The 21958-nt window shown below is 71.4% G+C and carries 17 protein-coding genes; 8 read left to right on the top strand and 9 right to left on the bottom strand.

Annotated features, from left to right (window positions below; genetic code table 11):
- Positions 1-62: 62 nt before the first annotated feature.
- Positions 63-1403: a M1 family metallopeptidase gene (locus tag ACIA6A_RS16835; RefSeq protein ID WP_396098575.1), complete on the top strand. Its 1341-nt coding sequence runs from the start codon at positions 63-65 to the stop codon at positions 1401-1403.
- 123 nt (positions 1404-1526) lie between these two features.
- Here ACIA6A_RS16835 and ACIA6A_RS16830 read toward each other — a convergent pair whose 3' ends face one another.
- Entirely contained in the window at positions 1527-3239 is a 1713-nt protein-coding gene (locus ACIA6A_RS16830; protein ID WP_396098574.1) for a polysaccharide lyase family 1 protein, read from the bottom strand.
- Between the two features lie 50 nt (positions 3240-3289).
- Positions 3290-4183 carry an SMP-30/gluconolactonase/LRE family protein gene (locus ACIA6A_RS16825; RefSeq protein ID WP_396098573.1) on the bottom strand — a complete coding sequence of 298 codons (894 nt, stop codon included), beginning with the start codon at positions 4181-4183 and terminating at the stop codon, positions 3290-3292.
- A gap of 267 nt (positions 4184-4450) precedes the next feature.
- Between ACIA6A_RS16825 and ACIA6A_RS16820 the strand changes: the two genes are divergently transcribed.
- Positions 4451-5080 carry a hypothetical protein gene (locus ACIA6A_RS16820; protein ID WP_396098572.1) on the top strand — a complete coding sequence of 210 codons (630 nt, stop codon included), beginning with the start codon at positions 4451-4453 and terminating at the stop codon, positions 5078-5080.
- Positions 5081-5138: 58 nt separating this feature from the next.
- Here the strand turns inward: ACIA6A_RS16820 and ACIA6A_RS16815 are convergent, their stop codons facing one another.
- Entirely contained in the window at positions 5139-8561 is a 3423-nt protein-coding gene (locus ACIA6A_RS16815; RefSeq protein WP_396098571.1) for a CARDB domain-containing protein, read from the bottom strand.
- A 235-nt stretch (positions 8562-8796) separates the two neighbouring features.
- Between ACIA6A_RS16815 and ACIA6A_RS16810 the strand changes: the two genes are divergently transcribed.
- A complete protein-coding gene (locus ACIA6A_RS16810; RefSeq protein WP_396098995.1) occupies positions 8797-9714 on the top strand; it encodes an acyl-ACP desaturase in 918 nt (305 codons plus the stop codon).
- Between the two features lie 145 nt (positions 9715-9859).
- Here the strand turns inward: ACIA6A_RS16810 and ACIA6A_RS16805 are convergent, their stop codons facing one another.
- From ACIA6A_RS16805 to ACIA6A_RS16795, 3 genes are all read right to left on the bottom strand, one after another.
- Positions 9860-11491 carry a protein kinase gene (locus tag ACIA6A_RS16805; RefSeq protein WP_396098570.1) on the bottom strand — a complete coding sequence of 544 codons (1632 nt, stop codon included), beginning with the start codon at positions 11489-11491 and terminating at the stop codon, positions 9860-9862.
- A 114-nt stretch (positions 11492-11605) separates the two neighbouring features.
- Positions 11606-12388: a hypothetical protein gene (locus tag ACIA6A_RS16800; protein WP_396098569.1), complete on the bottom strand. Its 783-nt coding sequence runs from the start codon at positions 12386-12388 to the stop codon at positions 11606-11608.
- The gene (locus ACIA6A_RS16795; RefSeq protein WP_396098568.1) at positions 12385-12900 is read right to left on the bottom strand and encodes a SigE family RNA polymerase sigma factor; all 516 of its coding nucleotides are present in this window, start codon (positions 12898-12900) and stop codon (positions 12385-12387) included. Before ACIA6A_RS16795 ends, ACIA6A_RS16800 begins: the two co-directional genes overlap by 4 nt.
- A 77-nt stretch (positions 12901-12977) precedes the next feature.
- On the opposite strand from ACIA6A_RS16795, the gene ACIA6A_RS16790 reads away from it, so the two are divergent.
- On the top strand, positions 12978-14039 hold the full coding sequence (locus ACIA6A_RS16790; protein ID WP_396098567.1) for an FAD-dependent monooxygenase: 1062 nt from the start codon (positions 12978-12980) through the stop codon (positions 14037-14039).
- Here ACIA6A_RS16790 and ACIA6A_RS16785 read toward each other — a convergent pair.
- Positions 13985-15148: an FAD-dependent monooxygenase gene (locus tag ACIA6A_RS16785; protein WP_396098566.1), complete on the bottom strand. Its 1164-nt coding sequence runs from the start codon at positions 15146-15148 to the stop codon at positions 13985-13987. The genes ACIA6A_RS16790 and ACIA6A_RS16785 overlap by 55 nt on opposite strands.
- Before the next feature lie 117 nt (positions 15149-15265).
- On the opposite strand from ACIA6A_RS16785, the gene ACIA6A_RS16780 reads away from it, so the two are divergent.
- Complete coding sequence (locus tag ACIA6A_RS16780; protein ID WP_396098565.1) at positions 15266-16012, top strand: thioesterase II family protein; 747 nt, start codon at positions 15266-15268, stop codon at positions 16010-16012.
- A 68-nt stretch (positions 16013-16080) separates the two neighbouring features.
- Here the strand turns inward: ACIA6A_RS16780 and ACIA6A_RS16775 are convergent, their stop codons facing one another.
- A complete protein-coding gene (locus ACIA6A_RS16775) occupies positions 16081-19050 on the bottom strand; it encodes an EAL domain-containing protein (protein ID WP_396098564.1) in 2970 nt (989 codons plus the stop codon).
- 127 nt (positions 19051-19177) lie between these two features.
- On the opposite strand from ACIA6A_RS16775, the gene ACIA6A_RS16770 reads away from it, so the two are divergent.
- Positions 19178-20773 carry a chitinase gene (locus tag ACIA6A_RS16770; RefSeq protein WP_396098563.1) on the top strand — a complete coding sequence of 532 codons (1596 nt, stop codon included), beginning with the start codon at positions 19178-19180 and terminating at the stop codon, positions 20771-20773.
- Here ACIA6A_RS16770 and ACIA6A_RS16765 read toward each other — a convergent pair.
- Positions 20763-20951, bottom strand: a complete 189-nt coding sequence (locus tag ACIA6A_RS16765; RefSeq protein WP_396098562.1) for a hypothetical protein — start codon at positions 20949-20951, stop codon at positions 20763-20765. The genes ACIA6A_RS16770 and ACIA6A_RS16765 overlap by 11 nt on opposite strands.
- A 27-nt stretch (positions 20952-20978) precedes the next feature.
- On the opposite strand from ACIA6A_RS16765, the gene ACIA6A_RS16760 reads away from it, so the two are divergent.
- Positions 20979-21215: a hypothetical protein gene (locus ACIA6A_RS16760; protein ID WP_396098561.1), complete on the top strand. Its 237-nt coding sequence runs from the start codon at positions 20979-20981 to the stop codon at positions 21213-21215.
- Positions 21216-21287: 72 nt separating this feature from the next.
- Complete coding sequence (locus tag ACIA6A_RS16755; RefSeq protein ID WP_396098560.1) at positions 21288-21941, top strand: hypothetical protein; 654 nt, start codon at positions 21288-21290, stop codon at positions 21939-21941.
- The last annotated feature ends 17 nt before the right edge of the window (positions 21942-21958 follow it).

The raw sequence follows: 21958 nt of genomic DNA, 5'->3' as shown, positions 1-21958 counted from the left end.
CCGTTAGCGGCGGGCGGCTCGCCACGGCGAGGGCCGGGCGGGCTTGCCATGGGAGGCTCAGCATGACCCCGAAGCTTCCGGGGCCCCGGGGCGCCAAGCCGGGTGCGGACCGTTCGACCGACTCGTACCTGCCCGAGCACGGCAACGGCGGCTACCGGGTCGCGCACTACGACCTCGACCTCGACTACCGGATCGCGTCCAACCGGCTCGGCGGCAAGGCGGCCATCACCGCGGTCGCCGAGCAGGCGCTGTCCCGCTTCACCCTGGACATCGGCGCGTTCCGGATCCAGGACGTACGGGTCGACGGCTGGCCGGTCAAGCACGCCCACCGCGGTCACAAACTCACCGTCCGCCCGGAACGCCCCATCGACGCCGGGGACACGTTCCGGGTCGACATCCGCTACTCCGGCCCGCCGCGTCCGGTCTCGGGCCGGTGGGGCGACATCGGCTGGGACGAACTCACCGACGGGGTGCTGGTGGCCAGCCAGCCGAACGGCGCGCCGTCCTGGTTCCCCTGCAACGACCGGCCCGGCGACAAGGCCACCTACCGGGTGGCCCTCACCGCCGCGAACCCCTACACCGTCCTGGTCACCGGGGACCTCGTCTCCCGCTGGCGGGGTGCGGGCACGACCCGATGGGTGTACGAACGCCGCGAGCCGACCGCCGCGTACCTCATGAGCGTCCAGATCGGCCGGTACGAACTGGTCGACCTGGCCGTCGGCGGGGTCCCGCAGCGGGCCGCGATCCCGGCCGGGCTGCGCGCCGGGGTGGCGCACGACTTCGGCCGGCACGGCGAGATCATGGCGACGTTGCAGCGCTTCTTCGGGCCGTACCCGTTCAACGAGTACGTCGTGGTGGTCGCCGACGACGACCTCGACGACCCGGTCGAGGCGCAGGGCATGGCCGTGTTCGGCCGTAACCACATCGACGGGCTGCGCACCTATGAGCGGCTCGCCGTGCACGAACTCGCGCATCAGTGGTTCGGCAACAGCCTGACGGTCGCGGACTGGCGGCACATCTGGCTCAACGAGGGCTTCGCGACGTACGCGGAATGGTTGTGGTCGGAAGAGTGCGGTGACCGCCCGGCGGACACCCTGGCCGCCCAGTGGCACGCCCACCTGGCGCTGCACCCGGCGGGCATCACCGTGGCGAACCCCGGCGTCGCCCGCATGTTCGACCCGCTGGTCTACAAACGCGGCGCCCTCACCCTGCACGCGCTGCGCAAGAAGATCGGCGCCGGTTCGTTCTTCCCGCTGATCCGCTCCTGGATCACCGACCACCAGCACGCGACGGTGACGACCGAGGAGTTCAAGGCCCACGCCCAGCGCTTCTCCCGCGAACCGCTGAACGACCTGTTCACCACCTGGCTCGACACCCCGGCCCTGCCGCCCCTGCCCCGGTAGACACTGCCCCGGTAGACACTGCCCCAACAGGGCTGTTCCGTGGTCCGGCCTGCGGGCACGGAAGACCCCGCCCGGCCCCGGATCAGGTACACCGTGGGCTGAGCGGGGCCGTCGTACCTCAGATCAGATCTTGCCGGTGCCCACGCCGGCCTTGACCAGCGCGGAGACCGAGGCGGCCGGGTCCAGGGTCACCGCGTACGGCGCCTTGGTGAACGTGCCGGCCTGGGTGATGACCGGGGCCTCGCCGCCGAAGTCGTTGCCGGTGGCGACCGCGAAGCCGTCCCGGTCGGAGTCCTCGGTGGTCCAGACCGGGAGCTTCACGCCGACGAACACGTTGTTCTGCACCAGGCACCGGGAATCCATGAGGCAGTGGATGCCGCTGGTCTTCGCGTTGGTGAACAGGTTGTTGTACAGGTGCACGGTGCCGAAGCGGACCCGCGGCAGGCGCGACGCCACGTTGTCGAACCAGTTGTGGCTGTACGTGATGTGCAGCGTGCCGGTGTCCTCGGCCGCGTTGTTGTCGCTGTGGCCGATGAGCGAGCCCTTGGCGTGGTCGTGCAGGTAGTTCCACGACGCCGTGACGAAGTCGGTGGCGTGCGTCAGGTCGAGCATGCCGTCGTAGAAGTCCTTGTCGTGGCTGGTGTCGTTGAACAGCTCGTTGTGGTCGACCCAGATGTGGTCCGACTTCTGGGTGGCGATCAGGTCCACCGGCGCCTGCGCGAACGAGATCTTCAGGTTGCGGACGATGACGTTGCTGGCCTTCTTGATGAAGATGCCCGCACCGGTCAGGCCCGCGTTGGCGCCGACACCGACGATGGTCTTGTCGGAGGAGACCACGACGGTGTCGGTGCCGGAGCCCTTGAGCACGCTCGAGAGCTGCAGGACCTTCTTGCCGTCGGACTTGGCCTCGGTGATCAGCTGGTCCAGCGAGGTGATCTTCACGGTGGTGCCGCCGGCGCCGCCGGTCGTGCCCGCGCCGAAGCCGATCGGGCTCGACTCGAACGCCCCGGAGCCGGGGGCCGCGCTGGTGGGCACAGCGCTGGTGGGCACAGCGCTGGTGGGCGCGGCGCTGGAGGGCACAGCGGTGGTCGGCGCGGCCGTGGCCGGCTTGGTGGTCGCCGTGGCCGTGGGCTTGGCGGTCGCGGTGGCGGCCGGCTTGGTGGTGGCGGTCGCCGTGGGGGCCGCCGCACCGGTCGTGACCGCCACGTTGTCGAACTGGGCCGTGGCGTCGTACGTCTGCAGGCCGATCTGGCCCTTGGTGAACGAGGTCGACGTCGCGGCCAGGACGGACGCACCGTTCACCGAGCCGGTCAGGCCGGTGCCGCTGACGGTCAGGCCCAGGGTGTACGACGTGCCCTTGCTGACGGTCAGCGCCGCCTCGTCGAGGACCGTGGCGGTGCCCGACTTGACCGATTCCAGCCGCACCTTGCCGGCGCCGGTGAGCGCGAGCCGGTAGAAACTGGTCGAGCTCGTCGAGCGGGCGACGATCCCGGCGTACCCACCGGAGGCGACCGCGATCGGCTCGACGTCGGCCGTGACCGTGTAGTCGGTCCAGCCGGTCAGGCCGGCGAACTGGCGGGCGAGCGTCGCACCGGTCTTGGTCTGGCGCAGCACCTTGCTGTCGTCGCTGACCACCGACCAGGCGCCGCCGGACTTGCTCCAGCCCGCGGTGTCGCCGTCCTCGAAGGTGTCACTGAATCCGGCCGCCGCAGCGTTGTCGGCGTCGGCGAACGACACCGATGCCGCCGCGCCGATGCCGGCCACGACCGCGGCCATGCCCGCGGCGAGGAGAACCTTCCGCTTGCGCGGTGCCTTCTGTGTCGGTGCGTTGTCCATGGCCCCCAGGTGTCAAAGCGGGCCCCGGAAGTTGCGGGCCGTGGCCTGGATCACACGACGGCGGGGCCGGCCCAGGCGGTCACCGGCAGGCCGCTGACGCCGACGTCGGCGAGGAACAGACGACCCGACGACGGGTACGCGGTGAGCACCTCGGCGTCCAGCCCGGCGGTGGCCGTGGTGATGAGCAGCCGGTCGAGATCGTCCCCGACGAACGCGACGCTGGTGGTGTGCGGAGCCGGCACCTCGACCACGCCGGCGAGCCGCGCGTCCGGGGTGTAGCGCCGCACCTGGCCGGCCCCCCAGATCGCGATCCACAGGTGCCCCTCGGCGTCGGCGCAGAGCCCGTCGGGCAGCCCGTCGGTGATCCGCAGCCACTCCCGCCGCGGCCCGGTCGCGCCCGTGGCAGCGTCGTAGGACCGGGCCCAGACGACCCCGGGAACGCTGTCGACGCTGTACAGCGTCGTCCCGGCCGGGTCGAACGCGAGCCCGTTGGACAGCGTCAGGTCGTCGTCGAGCACGGTGACGGTGGCGTCCCGCTCGATACGCAGCAGGCTCTCCCCGCCGCGGGAGTCGTCCAGCGCGAGCGTGCCGATCAGCAGGTTGCCGGCCGGATCGCAGGTGCCGTCGTTCAGCCGCCGCCGCGACCCGGAGGCGACCACCGCCGGCCCGGCCCGGTGCTCCCCGGACAGCACGACGGTGAGCGCGTGCGCGCCCGCGACGAGCAGGTCACCGGCGGGCGAGCAGACCACGGCGCCGACCGTCCGGTCGATGCGGTGCGAACGGGTCCGGACGACCTGGTCACCGTCGAGCCGGCCCTCGTGCACGGTGCCGGCGTTGACGTCCACCCAGAGGATCCGGCCCCGCGGTGCGTCCCACAGGGGACCTTCGCCGAGCTCGTACCCGTCGGCCGAGGCAACGGCGGCCTGCCATTGATCGGTGGCCACCGGCCCACGGTAACCGATTTCCCGGCCCGGCGAGAGCATATCTGTGGCGGCGTCGACCGCCGCATTGCCGCCCGGAGCGCGTCCAGGTATGGCGCGTCACGTCGCCGCCGAGTTGGATCGGAGAGGATTTCAGATGCTTGGCGAGCACTCCGAGGAGACTGTGTGGTCAATGACCGGAAGTACGGGCGAGGAGTGGTCCCGGCCTTGAGTGTCCTCTCGCAGGGTACGTGCTATTGGCCCTCCTGTGACGAGCCGATCACCAGGTTCGTGGACGGCATTCCCGTGAACAACTTCGAGATCGCGCACATCCGTGCTGCGAACGAGGGTGGGCGGCGCTACGTCAGGGACATGACCGACGAGGAGCGAAACAGCTTCGACAACCTTGTTCTGCTGTGCGGCGTTCACCACAAGGTCGTTGACAAGATCCGCCCGGACGACTTCACGATCGAGGAACTGCAGGACTGGAAGATCATGCGTGAGGGGCCGGGATTGGGGGCGCTGCGCGGTCTGCGAGGTCTGACCGAGGAACGGCTGCAGGAGCTGATCGGAGGCTCCTTTGCGGAGTTCACGGACCAGATCGAAGGTGCCATCGATCGCCTCAGCGCGATCGATACCGAGGCTGCCGACTTGTTGCGGCCCTTGGTGGAGCGGTTGGCCGAGTTGAGGTTTTCACGCAGGTATCCGGACGAGGACGTGGCCGACACGTTGTTGAGGGCAGCGCAGAAGCTGGGTCACCTCGAGGACTCCGCAGCGAGCCTCAATCATGCGGTGACCAAAGCAGCTGCTTTGCAGGATGTCACCAGTACGCTGCTCGCCATCACTCGGCAATTGGGAGCTCTGCTTGACGGATTCGACGGGGTGGAGATGCGCCTCGGTCGGTTCCGCAGCGGGATGTAGGACGGTGAACCCCCGCGGCCGCCCCGGCCGGATCGGTCGGGGCGGCCCTGGTAAGCGGTCAGCTTCCGGCGATGGTGAACTGGGAGCCGGGCTGGATGACGACGGTGCCGTCCGCCGCGTTGGTGATGGTGACGTTCGACAGGGTCGCGGAGCCTCGGGCTCCGCTCATGGCGAGGATGCCCGCGCCGTGGAGGGACCGGTCGATGCGGACGTTGGTGATGGCGACGCCGGGCATGGTGCCACCGCCGTTCTTGAACTGGATGCCGTCGTACGTGGAGTCGACGATGTCGGTGTCGCGGATCGTGACGCCGGTGATGTCCTTCGTCGACGGGAACAGCGTGATCGCGCCGAACTCCTGGTCCTCGTTCCAGAACGCGCCGCCGGTGCGGTACAACCCGTTGTTCGCGATCAGTGTGGTGCCGCCGAACGGGAGCGGGCTGTGGTCGGTGGCCAGCATGATGCCCGGGTAGTTCATCGTGTCGGACACCAGGTTGTTCTCCACCGAGTTGTTCGACCCGCCATAGACGGCGATGCCGTTGGCGCGCCACGGCAACTGGACCGTGTTGTTGACGAAGTGGTTGTCCGACGCGATGTCGACCGCCTGGTCCTTCACGTACGGGTTGGCCCAGACCGCCAGCGCGTCGTCACCCGTGGTTCTCAACGAACTGTTGAACACCCGGGAGTTCTTCGTACCGTTGCTGAAGTTGATACCGTCCGCGAACGTGTTGCGGATCCGCATGCCGGAGAACTCGAGGTTGTCGCCCGGGTTCCAGTACGCGGGCGTGTCCGAGTAGTCGCGGCCCACCCACGCGCCGACGTTGACGTGCTCGATCCACACGTTGCTGATCTTCGTGTTCTTGCCGAACCGGCCGTTGAGCCCGTGACCGCGGTTGGCCCGGTTCTGCGTGTTGCCGAAGATGGCCAGGTCGGAGATCTGCGTGTTGTCGTCGATGTCGAAGCCGACGTTGCCCTCGTGCGGGTGGTTGATGTTGCCGGTCACGTTCTGCGGCTGGGTGTTCGTGTACAGCTGGGTGTGCCACATGCCGGCCCCGCGGATCGTGACGTTGCGCAGGCCTTTCTGGTTGTACTGCCCGCGTGCCGGGTCCGGGGAGAGGATCTTCTGCTCCTGGCGCCACTGGCCGGCCGGGATCCAGACGCAGCCGATCACGCCGTTCTCGTCGTCGGTCACCGCCCGCTGGATCGCCGCGGTGTCGTCGTTGCCGTCGTCGGGCACCGCGCCGTACGCGGTGATCGACGTGCACCCGGCCGGCTGGCTCAGCGGCGGTGCCACCTGCTCCAGGTCGACGAGGTCGATGATGTGGAACGCCGCGGTGTCGGCGGCGTCGCGCTGCAGCTTGAAGCGGGTGCCGGCCGGGTACGACCGGTCCAGCAGCGCGTGCGACTCGTCGAACAGGCGCCGGGCGTCGGCCGACGGCGTGTTGGACAGCGACTCGGTGTCGTCGGTGGTGCCGTACAGCCAGCTGTTGCGCGACGACAGTGTCAGTTTCCGGGCGAACTGGTCGTTGATGTACAGGCTGATGGTGTACTCCTGGCCACCGCCGCCCGAAGCGTCCGGCACGGAGTTGCGCACCACGATCGAGTTGGCCGCGTTCGTGGACGTGACCTCGACGAACTGGCCGGTGGCGGTCAGCCGCACCGACCTGCGCCCGGACGACTCGGTGGCGAAGTTCGTGTGCCCGAACGTGCGCAGCGCGTCGCTCTCCAGCAGCGTGCCGGAGTAGGTGCCCGCTTCCGCCTCGTACTCGGTGTACGGCACCGCGGCGCCCCGCCCGACCACCACCGCGCGGCTGAACGTGTTGTTGTTCTCGTTGGTCTCGGTCACCGCGTTGGTGGCGTCCGCGGTGGCGGTCACCGTCGCACCGCCGCTGGTGGCGGTCCAGGTGCCACTGATCACGACGGTGGCGGTCGCACCCGCGGCGACTGATGGCGTGCTGCCGTTCAACGTCGTGTTGACAACATTGAGGCGGCTTGTTGAAACATCGAGGCGGCTTGTTGAGGCGCCCGCGGCACTCGTGCCCCGGTTGGTGACCGCCACGGTGAAGGACACCGCCGCGCCGACGGCCGGGTTGGCCGGGTTCGTGGTGATGCCGGTGACCTGCAGATCGGGGCCGGGGGCCGGGCCGATCACCAGCGGCGTCGAGGACTTCGACACGTTGTTGTCCTCGTTCTGTTCGACGACCGTGTTGTCACCGTCGACCACCGCCTCGACCGGGTAGCTGCCTGCGGTGGGCGTCCCGGCGCTGACCGTCACCGTGGTGGAGGCTCCGGCGGCCAGCGCACCCACCGCCGCACGCCCGGCGACGGTTCCGCCCAGCTTCACGTCGACCGTGGTGGCCGCCGCGGCGGCGGTGCCCTGGTTCTTCACGGTTGCGGACACGGTCACCGGGGTGCCCTCCGACGGTGCCGCCGGCGTCCACGTCGTGCCGGTGACGACGAGGTCCGGGTTCGCCGCCCACGCACCGATGACCTGCAGGTCGGCCACCTGCGCGCCCGGGGCGCCGGTGTTGGTGGACACCTGCAGGCGCAGGTCGGCGACGCGGCCGGTGACCGGGATCGTGACCGTGTTCTGGTTCGTGGCCGGGTTGAACGGGTAGTCGGCGCGGGCCTTCAGCGACGTGAAGCCGGTGGCGGCCCGGGCCCGGCCGAGGACCTCGATGCCCTGGGTGCGCGTGCCCCACACCGGATCCGGGTTCAGCTTGACCACCACGCCGGTGACGTCGGCGTCGGCGCCGAGCTTCACGGTCAGCGTGGCCGGGAAGCCGTTCGACTCCCAGTAACTCGTCGCGCTGCTGTCGTTGGCGTTGCCGGCGACGAACGACTGCACCGAGGAGGACGCCTCGATCGCTTTGCCGCCCGCGAGGTTGCCGCCGGCCGGGGGATCGCCCGGGTCCTCCGGGGTGGTGCCGGTGCCGTAGACCTCCAGTTCGGCGAGCTGGGCGGCCGGCCATCCGGTGTTGGCGGTGACGTTCACCCGTACAAAACGGGTGTCGGTGCTGGTGACGTTGATCGTGACGGTGTTGCCGGTGGCCGGGTCGAACGTGCGGCCGGCCGACGCCGACAGCGTGCTGAAACCGGTGCCGTTCGTGCTGCCCTGCACGCTCAGGGTCTGGGTGCGGGTGCTCCACGCGGCGGCGGGCGGCAGCTTGAGCACGACCTGGTCGACGGCGACGGCGCTGCCCAGATCGACCTGCACCCACTGCGGGAACGCGTTCGAGGGGCTCTCCCAGTAGGTCTGGGCGTTGCCGTCGGTGACGCCGGCCGCGGGGTACGGCCCGTTGACGGCGCTGGCCGACGCGGCCTTACCAGCGGCGAGGTTGGGCCCGGCGGCGAGGTTGGACCCGGCGGCGCGGTCGGGCCCGGCGGCGTGGTTGGGCCCGGCGGCGTGGGCCGGCCCGGGGGTGAGTATCGCGGCGGCGGCGAGGACACCGGCCGCGACGAGAGCGAGGGGTCTGCGTTTCATGGCGGTCCTGGTTCTGTGAGGAAGACAGAGGGGCACGCGCGGTATTTCGGGGGATGCCGCAGAAATTTCGCGGTGGCTGTCCATTTCTTGCGGCGCGGACATTCAATGTTTCAGATGTGTCACTGCTTCGTCAACGATGTGAACGGGGGTGCGCGTAGGTTGTCATCCGGCCCGTCATGGCAGACGATGGCGCACGGCCCGGATACCCGGGCACCGAGGGAGGACAAGCGTGGTCATGGAGCAGAAGGCGTTGCTCATCGAGCTCGAGCCGGTGGTCGAGGCCAACCTGAACCGGCACCTGTCGCTGGCCAAGGAGTGGTTCCCGCACGAGTACGTGCCGTGGAGCGACGGCCGTACGTTCGACGGGCTGCTCGGCGGGGAGCCCTGGCGGGCCGACGACTCGGCGCTGCCCGAGGTGGCCCGCACCGCGCTGATCGTCAACCTGCTCACCGAGGACAACCTGCCGTCGTACCACCACGAGATCGCGACGCTGTTCGGCCGCGACGGGGCGTGGGGCACCTGGGTGCACCGGTGGACCGCCGAGGAGGGCCGGCACGGGATCGCGATCCGTGACTACCTGACGGTCAGCCGGGCCGTGGACCCGATCGAGCTCGAACGGGCCCGGATGACCCACATGCAGTCCGGTTACGAGAACGCCCACGACGACGTGCTGCCGTCCATCGCGTACGTGGCGTTCCAGGAGCTGGCCACCCGGATCTCGCACCGCAACACCGGCACCGCCACCGGCGACCCGGTCGCCAACCAGCTGCTCGCTCGCGTCGCCGCCGACGAGAACCTGCACATGGTCTTCTACCGCGACCTGCTCGACGCGGCGTTCGAGCTCGCCCCGGACCAGGCCATGCGCGCGGTGACCGACGTGGTGGCGAAGTTCGAGATGCCCGGCGCCACCATCGAGGGCTTCGGCCGCAAGGCGCTGTCGATCGCGCTGGCCGGCATCTACGACCTGCGCCAGCACCACGACGACGTGCTGGCCCCGGTGCTTCGGCAGTGGAACGTCTGGGACCGTGACGACCTGGGCGCCGAGGGCGACAAGGCCCGCGAGGACCTCGCCGCGCTGATGAGCACGATGGACACCCAGGCCACCCGCTTCGAGGAGAAGCGCGAGGCCCGCCGCCTGCGCCTGGCTAGATAGCGGTCAGAGCAAACGGCAGAACAGCACCTCCGGGGTACGCGACGAGCCGATCCGGCCGGTGGACGCGATGCCGGCCGGGCACTGCGGCCTGGTCCGGCTGATGCCCTCGGCCATGGGCAACGAATCGATCGTGGTCAGTATCCAGTCACTGATACCACTTCTGATTGGTGGTTCCGGCACACTCCCAGATCTGGGCCGGGACACCGTTGCCCGGATCGGCGTCGGGCACGTCGACGCACATGTCGACCTGGATGCTCACCAGGTCGGCGGCCGCGTTGAGGGTGAAGCGCTGCGCGGGCGACCCGGAACACGTCGCGGTGGTCAGCCGGGAGCCGCTGCTGGTGCCGGTGAGCTGCACACACCGGCCGAGCACGCGCATCGTGCCGTCGCCGGGGAAGCTGAACCGCTGGTTGTCCGTGCCCTCGCACTGCCACAGCTGGATGGCGCCGGAACCACTGTCGCGGTCCAGGCAGGTGCCGGTGCCCTGGCTCCGGACCGCGGTGCCGGTCGCCACCGGGGGAGCGTCGCTGGTCGCCGGCGTGGTGCCGGGAGCGTCGGCGGCCTTCGTCGACGGCGACAGCGACGGGCTCCTGCTGGGTTTCGCGGACCTGCTGGGCTTCTTCGAGGACGGGGTCCTGGAACTCGGCAGCACGTCAGGGGCGGCCTGCCGGCTCTCGACGGCGACCGCGACGGGCGGCGCGGCCGGCGACGGGGCGGCCACGGACGCGTCGGCGGTGCCGGCCGGCCGGTCGCCGAGCAACGGCCACGCCACGAGGCCGGCCACCACGACCGCGACGGCCGCGGCGATCGCCCAGCGCCGCCGCGAGGGTGCGGCGCTGCGCCCGGCCTCGCCGACGGTGGTGGTGGCGGCGGACTGGGCGGCGGCTGCGGTGGTGGCGGCGGCTCGGACGGCGGCGGTGTCCGTGGCGGTGGTCCTGATCGCGGCGGACGGGGGAGCCTCGCCGGCGGCCGCCGCGCGGAGCAGCATCAACGCCTCGTCGGAGGTGGCCCGTTGCGCCGGGTCCTTCTGCAACAGCGCCGCCAGGACCGGCTCCAGCACACCGGCCCGGGCGGACACCGGCGGCGGCTCGACCATGAGGGCGGCCAGGGTGGCCATCGGGGAGGACTTGTCGTACGGCGGGCGGCCCTCCACCGCGGCGAACAGCGTCGCGCCGAGCGACCACAGGTCGGCCTTGGCGTCCGCGGGTTCGTCGAGGGCCCGCTCGGGGGCGAGATAGGACGGTGAGCCGAGCACGATCCCGGTCCGGGTCAGCGCGGAATCCCCGGCCATGGTCGCCAGGCCGAAGTCGGTGAGCACCACCCGGCCGTCGTCGCCGAGCAGCACGTTGGCCGGTTTCACATCCCGGTGCAGGATGCCCATGGCGTGGGCCGCGCGCAGCCCGGCCAGGATGTCGAGGCCGATCCGCGCGGCCCGCCGCGGGGCCATCGGGCCCTCGCGGCGCAGCACGTCGTACAGCGACGAGGAGCGGACCAGTTCCATCACGATCGCCGGGGTGCCGGCGTTGTCGACGCAGTCGAAGACCCGGACCACGCAGGGGTGGGTCACCTGGGCGATCGCCTGTGCCTCGCGGAACGCGCGTTCCCGGACGTCGCCGAGCTCGGTCGCCGACATGCCGGCCGGGGTGATCTCCTTGACCGCGACGTCCCGGTTGAGCAGTTCGTCGCGGGCCTTCCAGACGCGGCCCATGCCGCCCTCGCCGAGGACGTCGAGCAACCGGTACCGACCGGCGAGGAGGTTGTTGGATGATGGGGGCACCGCGGCACCGTACCGGTCGCCGGGACTGGTCCCGGGCACAGTGGACATGCGTCAATATCTCTTCTCTGGTCGGCCGGGCACGCGCTGTGTACAACGGGTGCCCGGCCGCTCAGTTCACCCGATCACGAACGGCTTGCCCACCGGGAGCACGGCGCCGCTGTCGTCGTACGCCGTCCAGCCGGACACGTCCGGGCTCTCACCGGGCGTGTACTTGTGCAGCTTGTAGTTCGGGTGGTTCACGTCGGGCTTGAGGAACACGTCGTCGAGAGTGAACCAGAACAGCACCACGTTCGCGTCCTCGCTCCACGTCGCGGTGTGCGCCGTCACCACCTCGCCGCGGGACCGGACGGTGATGGTGGCCGCCGGGCCGACGTAGTACCCGTACATCGGCAGCGCGGTCTTCCCGTCGCTGGACGTCATCCCGATGGCGTGGAAGCCGGGGGTGTTGTCCGGTGCCTCGTTGTCGAAGTTCTGGTGGCAGTTGCGCAGCTCGGCGCCGGCCGCCTGGACGCAGGCCCGCACCCCGAACGTGATGTCCGGGTAAGCCGGGTTGTCGTTGTGGAACGCGGTCACCACGATCTTGTTGCCGCCGGACCGCATACCGGTGTCCGCGGGCTCGCCCCACATGCTGTCCGGCGTGACCGGTCCTGTCGGCGCCGGCCACCGTACGGCCTGAGGTGCCGCCGCGGCCGGAACGGCGGGCGGTGCCTGGGCCCGCCAGACGGTGGCCGTCGCGCCGACGGTGATGACGAGCGCGGCCGCGGCGACCGTCACGCTCGCCAGGCGCCGTTTGACCCGTAGCTTGCGGCCCGCGTCCATGATGTCGTCCAGCGCGGGGGGCAGCCCGTCGTCGCCGCCGTGCAGGGCGGCCCGGAAGGTGTCGAGGTCGGTGGTCATCGCAGTGCTCCGTTCGTGAGGGGCTCGCTGGGAGCCAGGCTGATCCGTAGTTTCGCCAGCGCGCGGGCGTTGAGGCTCTTGACGGTGCCCAGCGCGACACCGAGCTCCGTGGCGGTCTCCTTCTCGCTGAGGTCGAAGTAGTGCCGCAGCACCACCACCGCCCGTTCCCGCTCGGCCAGGCCCGCGAGCCCGGCCAGCAGCCAGCGCTGGTCCGTGACGTCGCCGGCGACGTCACCCGCCGACGGATGCTCCGGGATGCGCTCCAGCTCGCGCGCGTCCTCCCGCAGCGGCCGGCGCCACTGGTCCTTCAGGTGGTTGACCATCGCCCGGCGGGTGTACGCGTACGGATCCTGCCGCTGCACCCGCCGCCACGCCGCGTACGTCTTCACCAGCGCGGTCTGCGCGGCGTCCTCGGCCTGCTGCCGGTCGCCGGTCAGCAGCAGCGCCGCCCGCCGCAGCCGGTGGAAGCTCGCCGCGGCGAACTCCGCGAACTCCGCGTCACCGCGTGCCATCAGGCGTTCTTGTCTCTGTCATGTCATCTGGACGCGCGGGGCGGCGCAAAGGTTCGCGCCCCGGCTACGTTTGCGCGATGACCGTACTCATCGCCGGCGGTGGCGTCGGCGGCGCCGCGACCGCGCTCGCCCTGCACCAGGCCGGAATCCCCGCGGTCGTCCTCGAGGCGCACGCGTCCGGCGGTGACGACGCCGGCGCGTTCCTCACCGTGATGGCCAACGGCATGGCCGCGCTCGACGCGATCGGTGCCACCGAGGCCGTGACGGAGGCGTCCTTCCCGGCCCTGGCGGTGGAGCTCGTCGACGCCACCGGCACGTCGCTGGGCCGCCGCCCGATCGCGGGAGCGGCCCGCACGATGCGCCGGGCCGGTCTCTACCGTGTCCTGCAGGATCTCGCGGTGGCCCGGGGCATCCCGGTCCACCACGGAAAGCGCCTGGTGACGGCCGTCGGCGGCGACGACGGTGTGCGGGTGACGTTCGCGGACGGTTCCCGGGCCGAGGGGGACATCCTGGTCGGTGCGGACGGCATCCACTCGGTCACCCGCAGGCTCATCGACCCGGACGCCCCGGCGCCCCGGCACACCGGCCAGCACGTCGTGTACGGCTACGCCGGCGGCAACCCGGCGGACGTCCCGCCGGACACCTACCGCATGATCCAGGGTGGCCGGTCGTTCTTCGGCTGCACCGTCCCCGGCGACGGCCGCACCTGGTGGTTCGCCCGGCTCCCGGCCGGCGAGCGGCCCACCGGCTCGTGGCGTGACCTGGTGCTGGACGCGGTGCGCCCCGATTCCACCCCCGCGGCGGCGATCGTCGCGGCGACCGACGCGGCGGCGGTCGTGGGAGGGGACTCGTTCGACATCCCGACCACACCCCGCTGGCACAACGGGCGCATGGTGCTGGTCGGCGACGCCGCCCACGCCGCCTCCCCGGCCGCGGCCCAGGGCGCGTCGATGGCCCTCGCGGACGCCGTCGCGCTGGCCGGGGCGCTGCGAGAACACCCGGATCCCGCGTTCGCGTTCGCGGCCTACGAGGCGAAGCGCCGCGCGGAGACCGAGGAGACGGTCGCCGCCGGCGCCCGCCTCAATCAGAAGGTGGCGCCCAGCGACGGCGGCGCGCCCTCACCCGTCCACCAGATGTAGCCGTCCGGTCGGACCACCACGTCCGGCCCGCCGTCCGTGACCAGCACCGCCCGTCCGGCGTGCAGGCGGTCGCCCAGCTCGGCCACCCGGGTGCCGGTCAGCGGATGCGCGGCCGGATCCGCCGGCGGGTAGTGCACGTCCAGCCCCGACAGCCGCCGGGCGATCAGCGCCGACATGTCCGGGAGGCGTCCGAGCAGGTCGCTCAGCAGCGCGCGCAGGGCCAGGCCCTCCGGGGTGGTGGCGGTGATGAGCGCGGTCTGGGCGAGGATGTGCCGGGCGACGTCCGCACCCCACGGACGGCGCTCGGCGTCGTACGTGTCCAGCAGGTCCTCGGTGGCCCGCCCCTGGACCACCGCCGCGAGTTTCCAGCCGAGGTTCATCGCGTCCTGGACGCCGAGGTTGAGACCGACCCCACCGGCCGGGAAATGGATGTGCGCGGCGTCCCCGGCGAGCAGGACCCGGCCCCGGCGGTACGTCGCGGCGACCCGGGTCGCGTTGCCGAACCGGGTCAGCCAGGCCGGGTCGCGCAGGCCCAGATCGGCGCCGGCGATCCGCCCGGAGACTTCGCGCAGCTCGTCGAGGCCCAGCTCACGGCGGCCAGGCTCCTGGTCCAGCGGGTCGTACCCGGCGACCCGGACCAGCCCGCCGGGGATCGGGGCGACCATCATCGAGCCGTTCTCGTTCACCACCGTGAAGCCCGGGCCGGGCGGGTGGTCGGCCACCACATCCCCGAGGTACGAGAAGATCCGCGAGCCGGTGCCCTCGAACGCGATGCCCGCGGCCCGGCGCACGACGCTGGTCGCGCCGTCGGCCCCCACGACCCAGGCGGCCCGTCGCTCGCCGCTGTCGGTCAGGACGCGTACGCCGTCGTCGTCCTGGGAAAGGCCGGTGACCGTCTCGCCGCGCACGATCGTGGCGCCGAGCGACAACGCCCACTCCTCGAGCAGCTCCTCGGTGCGCTGCTGCGGCAGCGACAGCACGAACGGGAACGGCGAGTCGAGGCCGGTGAAATCGATCCGCTGCTCCAGGAACCCGAAATGCCAGCTCGGCACCACCAGCCCGGCCCTCAGGAACGGCCCGGCACCGACGACGATCACCTCGATGGACACAGCTCGATACCAGGGCGCGTCTGACGGATCACGACGGGCGGTTTCGCCGATTTCGGCCCCTTGCTCGTATCCTGCTGACGTGGGACTCGCCCGATCCCACTGACAAGTTTGGAACACATGACCGACGACAGCCGATGGCTGCGGCGTTTCCAGCCCGCCCAGCCCGGGGCGCCCCGCCTTGTCTGCTTCCCGCACGCCGGCGGGTCCGCGAGCTACTTCCTGCCCGTCGCCCAGGCACTGGCCCCCCAGGTGGAGGTCTTCGCGGTGCAGTACCCCGGACGTCAGGACCGGTTCACCGAGCCCCGGGTCGAGGACATCGCCACCATGGCCGGCCGCCTGCACGCTGTCATCACCCGCTGGGGCCCCGGACCACTGACGCTGTTCGGCCACAGCATGGGCGCGATCGTGGCGTACGAGGTCGCCCGCCGCCTACGCCGCGACCGCCCCGACCAGGAGCTGCACCTGTTCGCCTCGGGCCGCCGCGCCCCGCACCGGACCCGCTCGGAGCCGGCCCTGCACACCCTCGACGACGCCGGCCTGATCACGATGACCCGGGCCCTGGGCGGCACCGCCACCGCGGTGCTGGACGACCCCGACATGCTCCGGATGATCCTGCCCGCGCTGCGCAGCGACTACACGGCGATCGAGACGTACCACTGGGAACCGGACGGCGCCCCACCCCCGTGCCCGGTCACCGCACTGACCGGCGACAGCGACCCCCGGACCACCCCCGAGGAGGCCGCCGCCTGGGAACAGCACTCCCAGCACCCCTTCGACCTCCAGGTCCTCCCCGGCGGCCACTTCTTCCTCACCGACCAGGCCCCCGCCGTCCTGTCCCTGCTCCGCGCCCACCTCGGACGGTGACCCGACATCGTCCGCCGGTTCGGGGCCTGGGCGGAGCCGGATTGACCGGCCCCGCCCGGGCGATGCGGTCAGCGGCCGGCGGCGTCGGCGAGGGCCCGTTCGAGCGGCACCGGACGGCCGAGGTAGAAACCCTGGCCGAGGGGGACGCCGCATTCGGCGAGCGCGTCGCGCTGCTGGGCCGATTCGATGCCCTCGGCGATGACCGTGCAGCCGTTCTTGCGGGCGAAGTCGACCAGGGAGCGGATCGACGCCCGGCGGGCCTGTTCGGTCTCGACGCCGGCCAGGGCGGCCCGGCCCAGTTTGAGGAAGGCCGGCTTCAGCGATTCCATCCGGGCCAGGGTGTCGTAGCCGCCGCCGGCGTCGTCGACCGCGATCCGGACCCCGGCGGGTACGTGGTCCAGGTCCGCCCGGGTGCCGTCGGTGATCTCCAGGACCAGCGGGCGGGTGCTCTCGGCCAGCAGCGGGCCGAGTTCGCGGGGGCGTTTCAGCAGGTCCGCCGAGACGTTGACGGACAGCCACGTGCCCTCGGGCAGGGCGCCGGCCGACGCCAGGGCGGCCCGGATCAGGGCCGCGTCCAGGTCGATGTGCCGGCCCTGGGCCTGTGCGGCGGCCAGCCCGCGCTCGGGTCTCGTCCCGTCGGCGAAGCGGGTCAGGGCCTCGTAACCGACCACCGTGCCGGTGCCCAGCTCGAAGATGGGCTGGAAGACGGTGAAGAAGGTGAACTCCTCGAACGAGTTGGAGCCGGTCTGCGGCCCGCGCCGTGACGGAGTCTGCGCCGACCGGACCGCGACCAGGCCGGAGGAGCCCTTCTCGGAGTGGTAGTGCAGGACCGACGCCCAGTCACCGATCGCGCCGGTGGGGGCCAGCGCGCGGGACTCGGCGTGGCCGGCCGGGGCCGGCCTGGTGGCGGCGTTCCGGCTCGGGCGGGCCGGGCGGTAGAGCCAGGTACGCAGATGGGTGAAGAAGTCGACGATCGTGTTGCCGACGCCGACGTACGCGACCATGGCGTAGGTGGCCAGCACCAGGTTCAGGCCGGCGAAGACCAGGTTGTCCCACTGGCGCAGCTGGACGTCGCGGACCACGGTGTACAGACAGAACGCGATCAGGGCGATGGGGGCGAGCAGGTAGGTGGTCGCCGATGTGGTCCGGTCACGCACTTTCGGCGTACGTTTGAACGCGCTCTTCTCCCCGGTCAGCAGCTGGAGGATCGAGGCGAAGCTGCCGGAGAGGTTGACCGGCAACAGGATCAGGTTGAAGCCGTACACCCGCAGCACGTCGAGGCGTTTGTACCCGCACGCCTTCAGGTCGGCGCTCATCATGAGGAAGTACGGCACCGACACGAGCAGCAGGATCGGGTTGAGCAGGTCCGCGTTGAACGGGTAGACGAGCATGACCACGAGGCACACGGAGCTCCAGAAGATGGAGGCCATGTAGTTGACCCGCAGGAACAGCTCGCCGAAGCGGGCCTTCGACTGGTCCTTCAGCTTCGACAGGATCAGCAGGCCGCCGTTGGCCCACCGCTGGCGCTGGATGCACAGCGAACCGAAGTCCGGCGGCGTCGCGCTGTAGGCCAGGCGTTCCGGGTAGTTGTACAGCGTCCATCCGTTGACGCGCAGGTCGATCGTCGACTCGGTGTCCTCGATGACGGTGCGGTCCTGGATGTATCGGCGGATCTCCCAGTCGCCCTCGTACGCGATCTCGCGGATCTCGTCCAGGGCCTTCTTGCGGATGACGGCGTTGGCGCCGACCCAGAACGTCGCGTCGTAGTGCGTCATGCCCTGGTGCACGATGTGCTGGATGTCGGTGGTGGCCCCGGAGATGCGCTCGATGCGGGTCGCGGAGCCGGGGAACGCGCTGTACGGCGTCTGCGCGACCGCGGTCCGCTCGTGCGCGCCCTGTTCGAGCATGTGCACGAGGCGCAGCGCGTACTCGGGCATCAGCACGCTGTCGGCGTCGAGGGTGAGCACGTAGTCCGGGTCGGGGATGCTCAGCTCGGCCTGGCCCGGGCCGGCCGGCACGAGGGCCACGCCCAGCGGCGTGCTGACCTCCTGGTACCCGCCGCCCATGAGGCCGATGTAGCTGTTGAGGTTCATCGCCTTGTTCGGCTCGTGCGACAGCGACACGTACCGCTTGCGCTCGAAGCTGGTCATGGTGGCGTCGAAGATGGCGAGCAGCCGGCGGTACAGCTGGGTGAGCCGGTCCACGGACAGCGCCGCGTCCTCGTCGGCGCCGCCCTCGAGCGCCTCGGCGATGGTGGCGAGGTCCTCGGCGATCGCGTTGACGATGTGGTCGACGAAGAAGACGTCGGTGTGGTCGACCATCTCCTGGCGGTGGCCCAGCGCGTACAGCCAGCCGGCCGCGAACCGGTACTCGGCGGCGAGGTCGCGCATGGCCGCGACCGACGAGGAGCTGTCGTCCTCGAACGTCTCGTAGGCGGCGCGCACCCGTTCGTACGGGACGGCCAGTTCCGCCTCGATCGCGCCGGGCAGGGCCCGCGCGGAGAGCAGCAGGTCCCGCGCGGCCCGCGTCCTCGGCTGCTGCGGGTCGTCGATGAGCAGGACCACCCGCAGGCCCGGGTATTCCTGCAGCGCCGCCGAGAGCAGGGTGGTGCGGATGACCCGCTCGTCCTCCTGGTACGACGGCACGAGCACGGTCATCGACGGTGTCCTGCCCTGCAGGTACGTGTCGAGCACGATCCGCGGTGCCCGGTGATGCGCCCGGCTGCGGTAGAAGAAGCCGATCCGGGTGATCAGGTACGCGGTGGCGGACGCGGCGAGGCCGGTCACCACGATCATGTACACGATCGCCTCGATGACCAGCCGGGCCGTGTCGGCCCTGCCGGCGATGAACTGCTGGATCACCGTGCTGACGATGTAGCAGGCCCAGACGGTGATGGTCAGCACGATCGCGAGGCGCCCGCGGTTGATCCGGCCCTCGGACACGGCCGGCGGGACGAGCGGGTGGGGTGCTGACCGCCGGTCGGCACCCCATTGGCGCCTGGCGCCCGGCCTCGGCGGGTCCACCGACTTGCGCTGCATGGAGTAGCCCTTCGCTGGGGGTGCGACACGTCTGTTCGACCCCCTCAATCGGCGGCCCGGCGACGTCGCATGAAGGTTTTGCCCCGGCCGGCCTTCAGTCGGGGGCTCGGATGCCGATCCGATGGCCATGCTCACCACCGAAGCCGTACGGCCGGACCACGACCCTCTCGCGGATCCGGACTGGCAGGAGCCGGAGGCCCCGGCGCAACGGCTGTCGTGGCTGCGGCTCGGCATCCTCGTCCTGGTGCTGGCCGGGCTCGGCGGCGGTGGCACCTTCGCGGTGCTGCACCTGCGGGACTCCGCCGGCACGCCCGCCAAGTCGTGGGCCGTGCCGTACGTGGACGTCACGCTGACCCCGACGTTCGAGTTCCAGGACCCGGAGGCGAACCCGGCGAACGACGTGGCCCTCGCGTTCGTGGTCGCGGACCCGAAGGAGGGGTGCACGCCCAGCTGGGGTGGCGCCTACACGATGGATGAGGCGTCCGCGTCGCTGGAACTGGACCGCCGGATCAGTCAGCTCCGGGCGGCGGGCGGCAATATCATGCTCAGCCTCGGTGGGCTGATCAACAACGAGCTCGCGGTGAGCTGCACCGACCAGGCGAAGCTGACCGACGCCTACCGGCAGCTGGTGCAGCGGTACGACCTGGCGACCCTGGACCTGGACATCGAGGGTACGGCCGTCGCGGACGTGGCGTCCCTGCAGCGCCGAGCGGCCGCGCTCGCGACCCTGCAGACCGAGCGCGCGGCGGCCGGGAAGCCGCTGGCGGTGTGGCTCACGTTGCCGGTGGCGCCGGAGGGGCTCACCGCCGACGGGCTCACCGCGGTGCGCACGACGCTGGAGGGTGGCGTCTCGCTGCGCGGGGTCAACGTCATGACCATGGATTACGGGACCGGCGGCACGAACCCGGACATGCTCGAGCTGAGCACCCAGGCGCTGGAAGCGACCCACAAGCAGCTGTCCGACCTCTACCTGCGCCTCGGTGTGCAGCTGACGTCGCCGCAGGTGTGGTCGCGGATCGGCGCGACGCCGATGATCGGGCAGAACGACGTCGACGCCGAGCGCTTCACCGTCGCGGACGCCCAGGGCCTTGCCACGTTCGCGGTCGACAAGGGCCTGGGCCGGGTGTCGATGTGGTCGCTGAACCGCGACGCCAAGTGCCGCGGCACGTTCACCAACGTCGTGGTGCACTCCAACACCTGCAGCGGGGTGTCCCAGGAGGCGCTGGCGTTCTCCCAGGTCTTCGTCGGCCTGCCGGGCAGTGCGGTCGGCACGTCGGGCCGGGACTCGGTGGCCATCTCCGACCAGTCGGCGATCACCGACGACCCGGCGAAGAGCCCGTACCCGGTGTGGCGGCTCTCCGCCCAGTACGTGGCGAACTACAAGGTCGTCTGGCACGGCGTCGTCTACGAGGCGAAGTGGGCCAACCAGGGCAACGACCCGTCGTCGTCGGGCGACGCCGGCACCCCCACGCCGTGGTCGGTGATCGGGCCGGTGAGCACGACCGACGTGGCCCCGAAACCGACCCCGACGGTGACCGGCGTGACGGATCTCTGGAACGAGACGACGGTGTACGCCCGGGGCGCGCGCGTCGTGTTCGACGGCCTGCCGTACCAGGCCCGCTGGTCGAACACCGGCGACGCCCCGTCGACGGAGTACCCGATCGGCCCGGACGACCCGTGGCTGCCGCTGTTCACCGTTCCCGGCGAGCCGGTCACGTCCTAGGGAACAGACCGGCGATCCCGCGGCGGACTGACTCCTCCAGCTCGTCGCGGGTCGCGCCGTCGCAGGCCGGCACCGTGAGGCCGTGCCGGAGCATCCAGGTGTGCCGGGCCATGGCGGCCGGGTTCTCCCCGGGCCCGAGGTCGCCGTCGCGCCGGGCCTGCTCGAGCCGGGTGGTCATCAGCGTGACGACCTCCCGGCCGGGCCGGTGGCGCGCAAGGGTGTGCCGCAGAGCCGGCAGGCGCACGCGCTGCTGGCCCGGGGGAGCGCGGCCCTGGAGGACCTGCTGTCCGGGTTCGTCGACGACATGACGGCGGCGGGCGCGGCCACCGGTGACGGCCAGAACGACTTCCGGTGGTACCTCGACGGGCGCCGGTCTGGCTGCGTGACCTGGGTCTGGCGGAGGTGCCGGAGACCGTCGTGCGCACCGACGTCGGGTACGTGACCCGCCGCTACCGGGCCGAGCTGGAGCCCGGGCAGATCGGCTGCATCGTGGCGCCGTACCCGGGCCGGCATCGTGGTGCGCCAGGAGGGCGACCAGGTCGTGGTGCTGCTGGCCGGGATGCTCGGCGAGGAGCCGCCGACCGGCCACGCCGGCCTGCTCGCGTACGCGGAGAGCCTGCCCGGCCACGAGATCGCCGACGTGGTGCGGTCCGGGGTGCCGCTGGGGGAGCCGGCGAAGATGCGCTACCCGGCGAGCGTGCGGCGCCACTACGAGAAGCTCGACCGGCACCTCGGCGGCTTCCTGGTCATCGGGGACGCGCTGTGCAGCTTCAACCCGGTCTACGGCCAGGGCATGACGGTGGCGGCGCTCGAGGCGCAGGCGCTGCGCGAGCTGCTGGCCGCGGGCACCGACCGGCTCGCGGAGCGGTTCTTCACCGCCGCGGCCGGTCTGCTCGGCGCCCCGTGGACCCTCGCGGTCGGTGGTGACCTGCGGTTCCCCGCGGTGGCCGGCCGGCGGCAACCGGTCGACGGACTGATCAACCGCTACCTCGACCGGTACCGCCGGGCCGCGTCGGTGGATCCGGTCCTCGCCGGGGCGTTCCTGCGGGTGTCCAACCTGCTCGCTCCGCCGGCCGCGCTGTTCGCCCCCGGCCTGGTCCTGCGGGGGGGGGGGGGGCCCGGGGGGGGGGCCCCCCCCCGGCGCGCCGGGGGGGTGGGTGTATGGTAGTGTGTTGTTAAGAGGGG

The sequence above is a fragment of the Actinoplanes sp. NPDC051494 genome (assembly GCF_044454705.1).
Classification (GTDB): domain Bacteria; phylum Actinomycetota; class Actinomycetes; order Mycobacteriales; family Micromonosporaceae; genus Actinoplanes.
The sequence above is the reverse complement of the archived record's forward strand: the minus strand, read 5'-3'. Positions and strand labels throughout refer to the sequence as shown.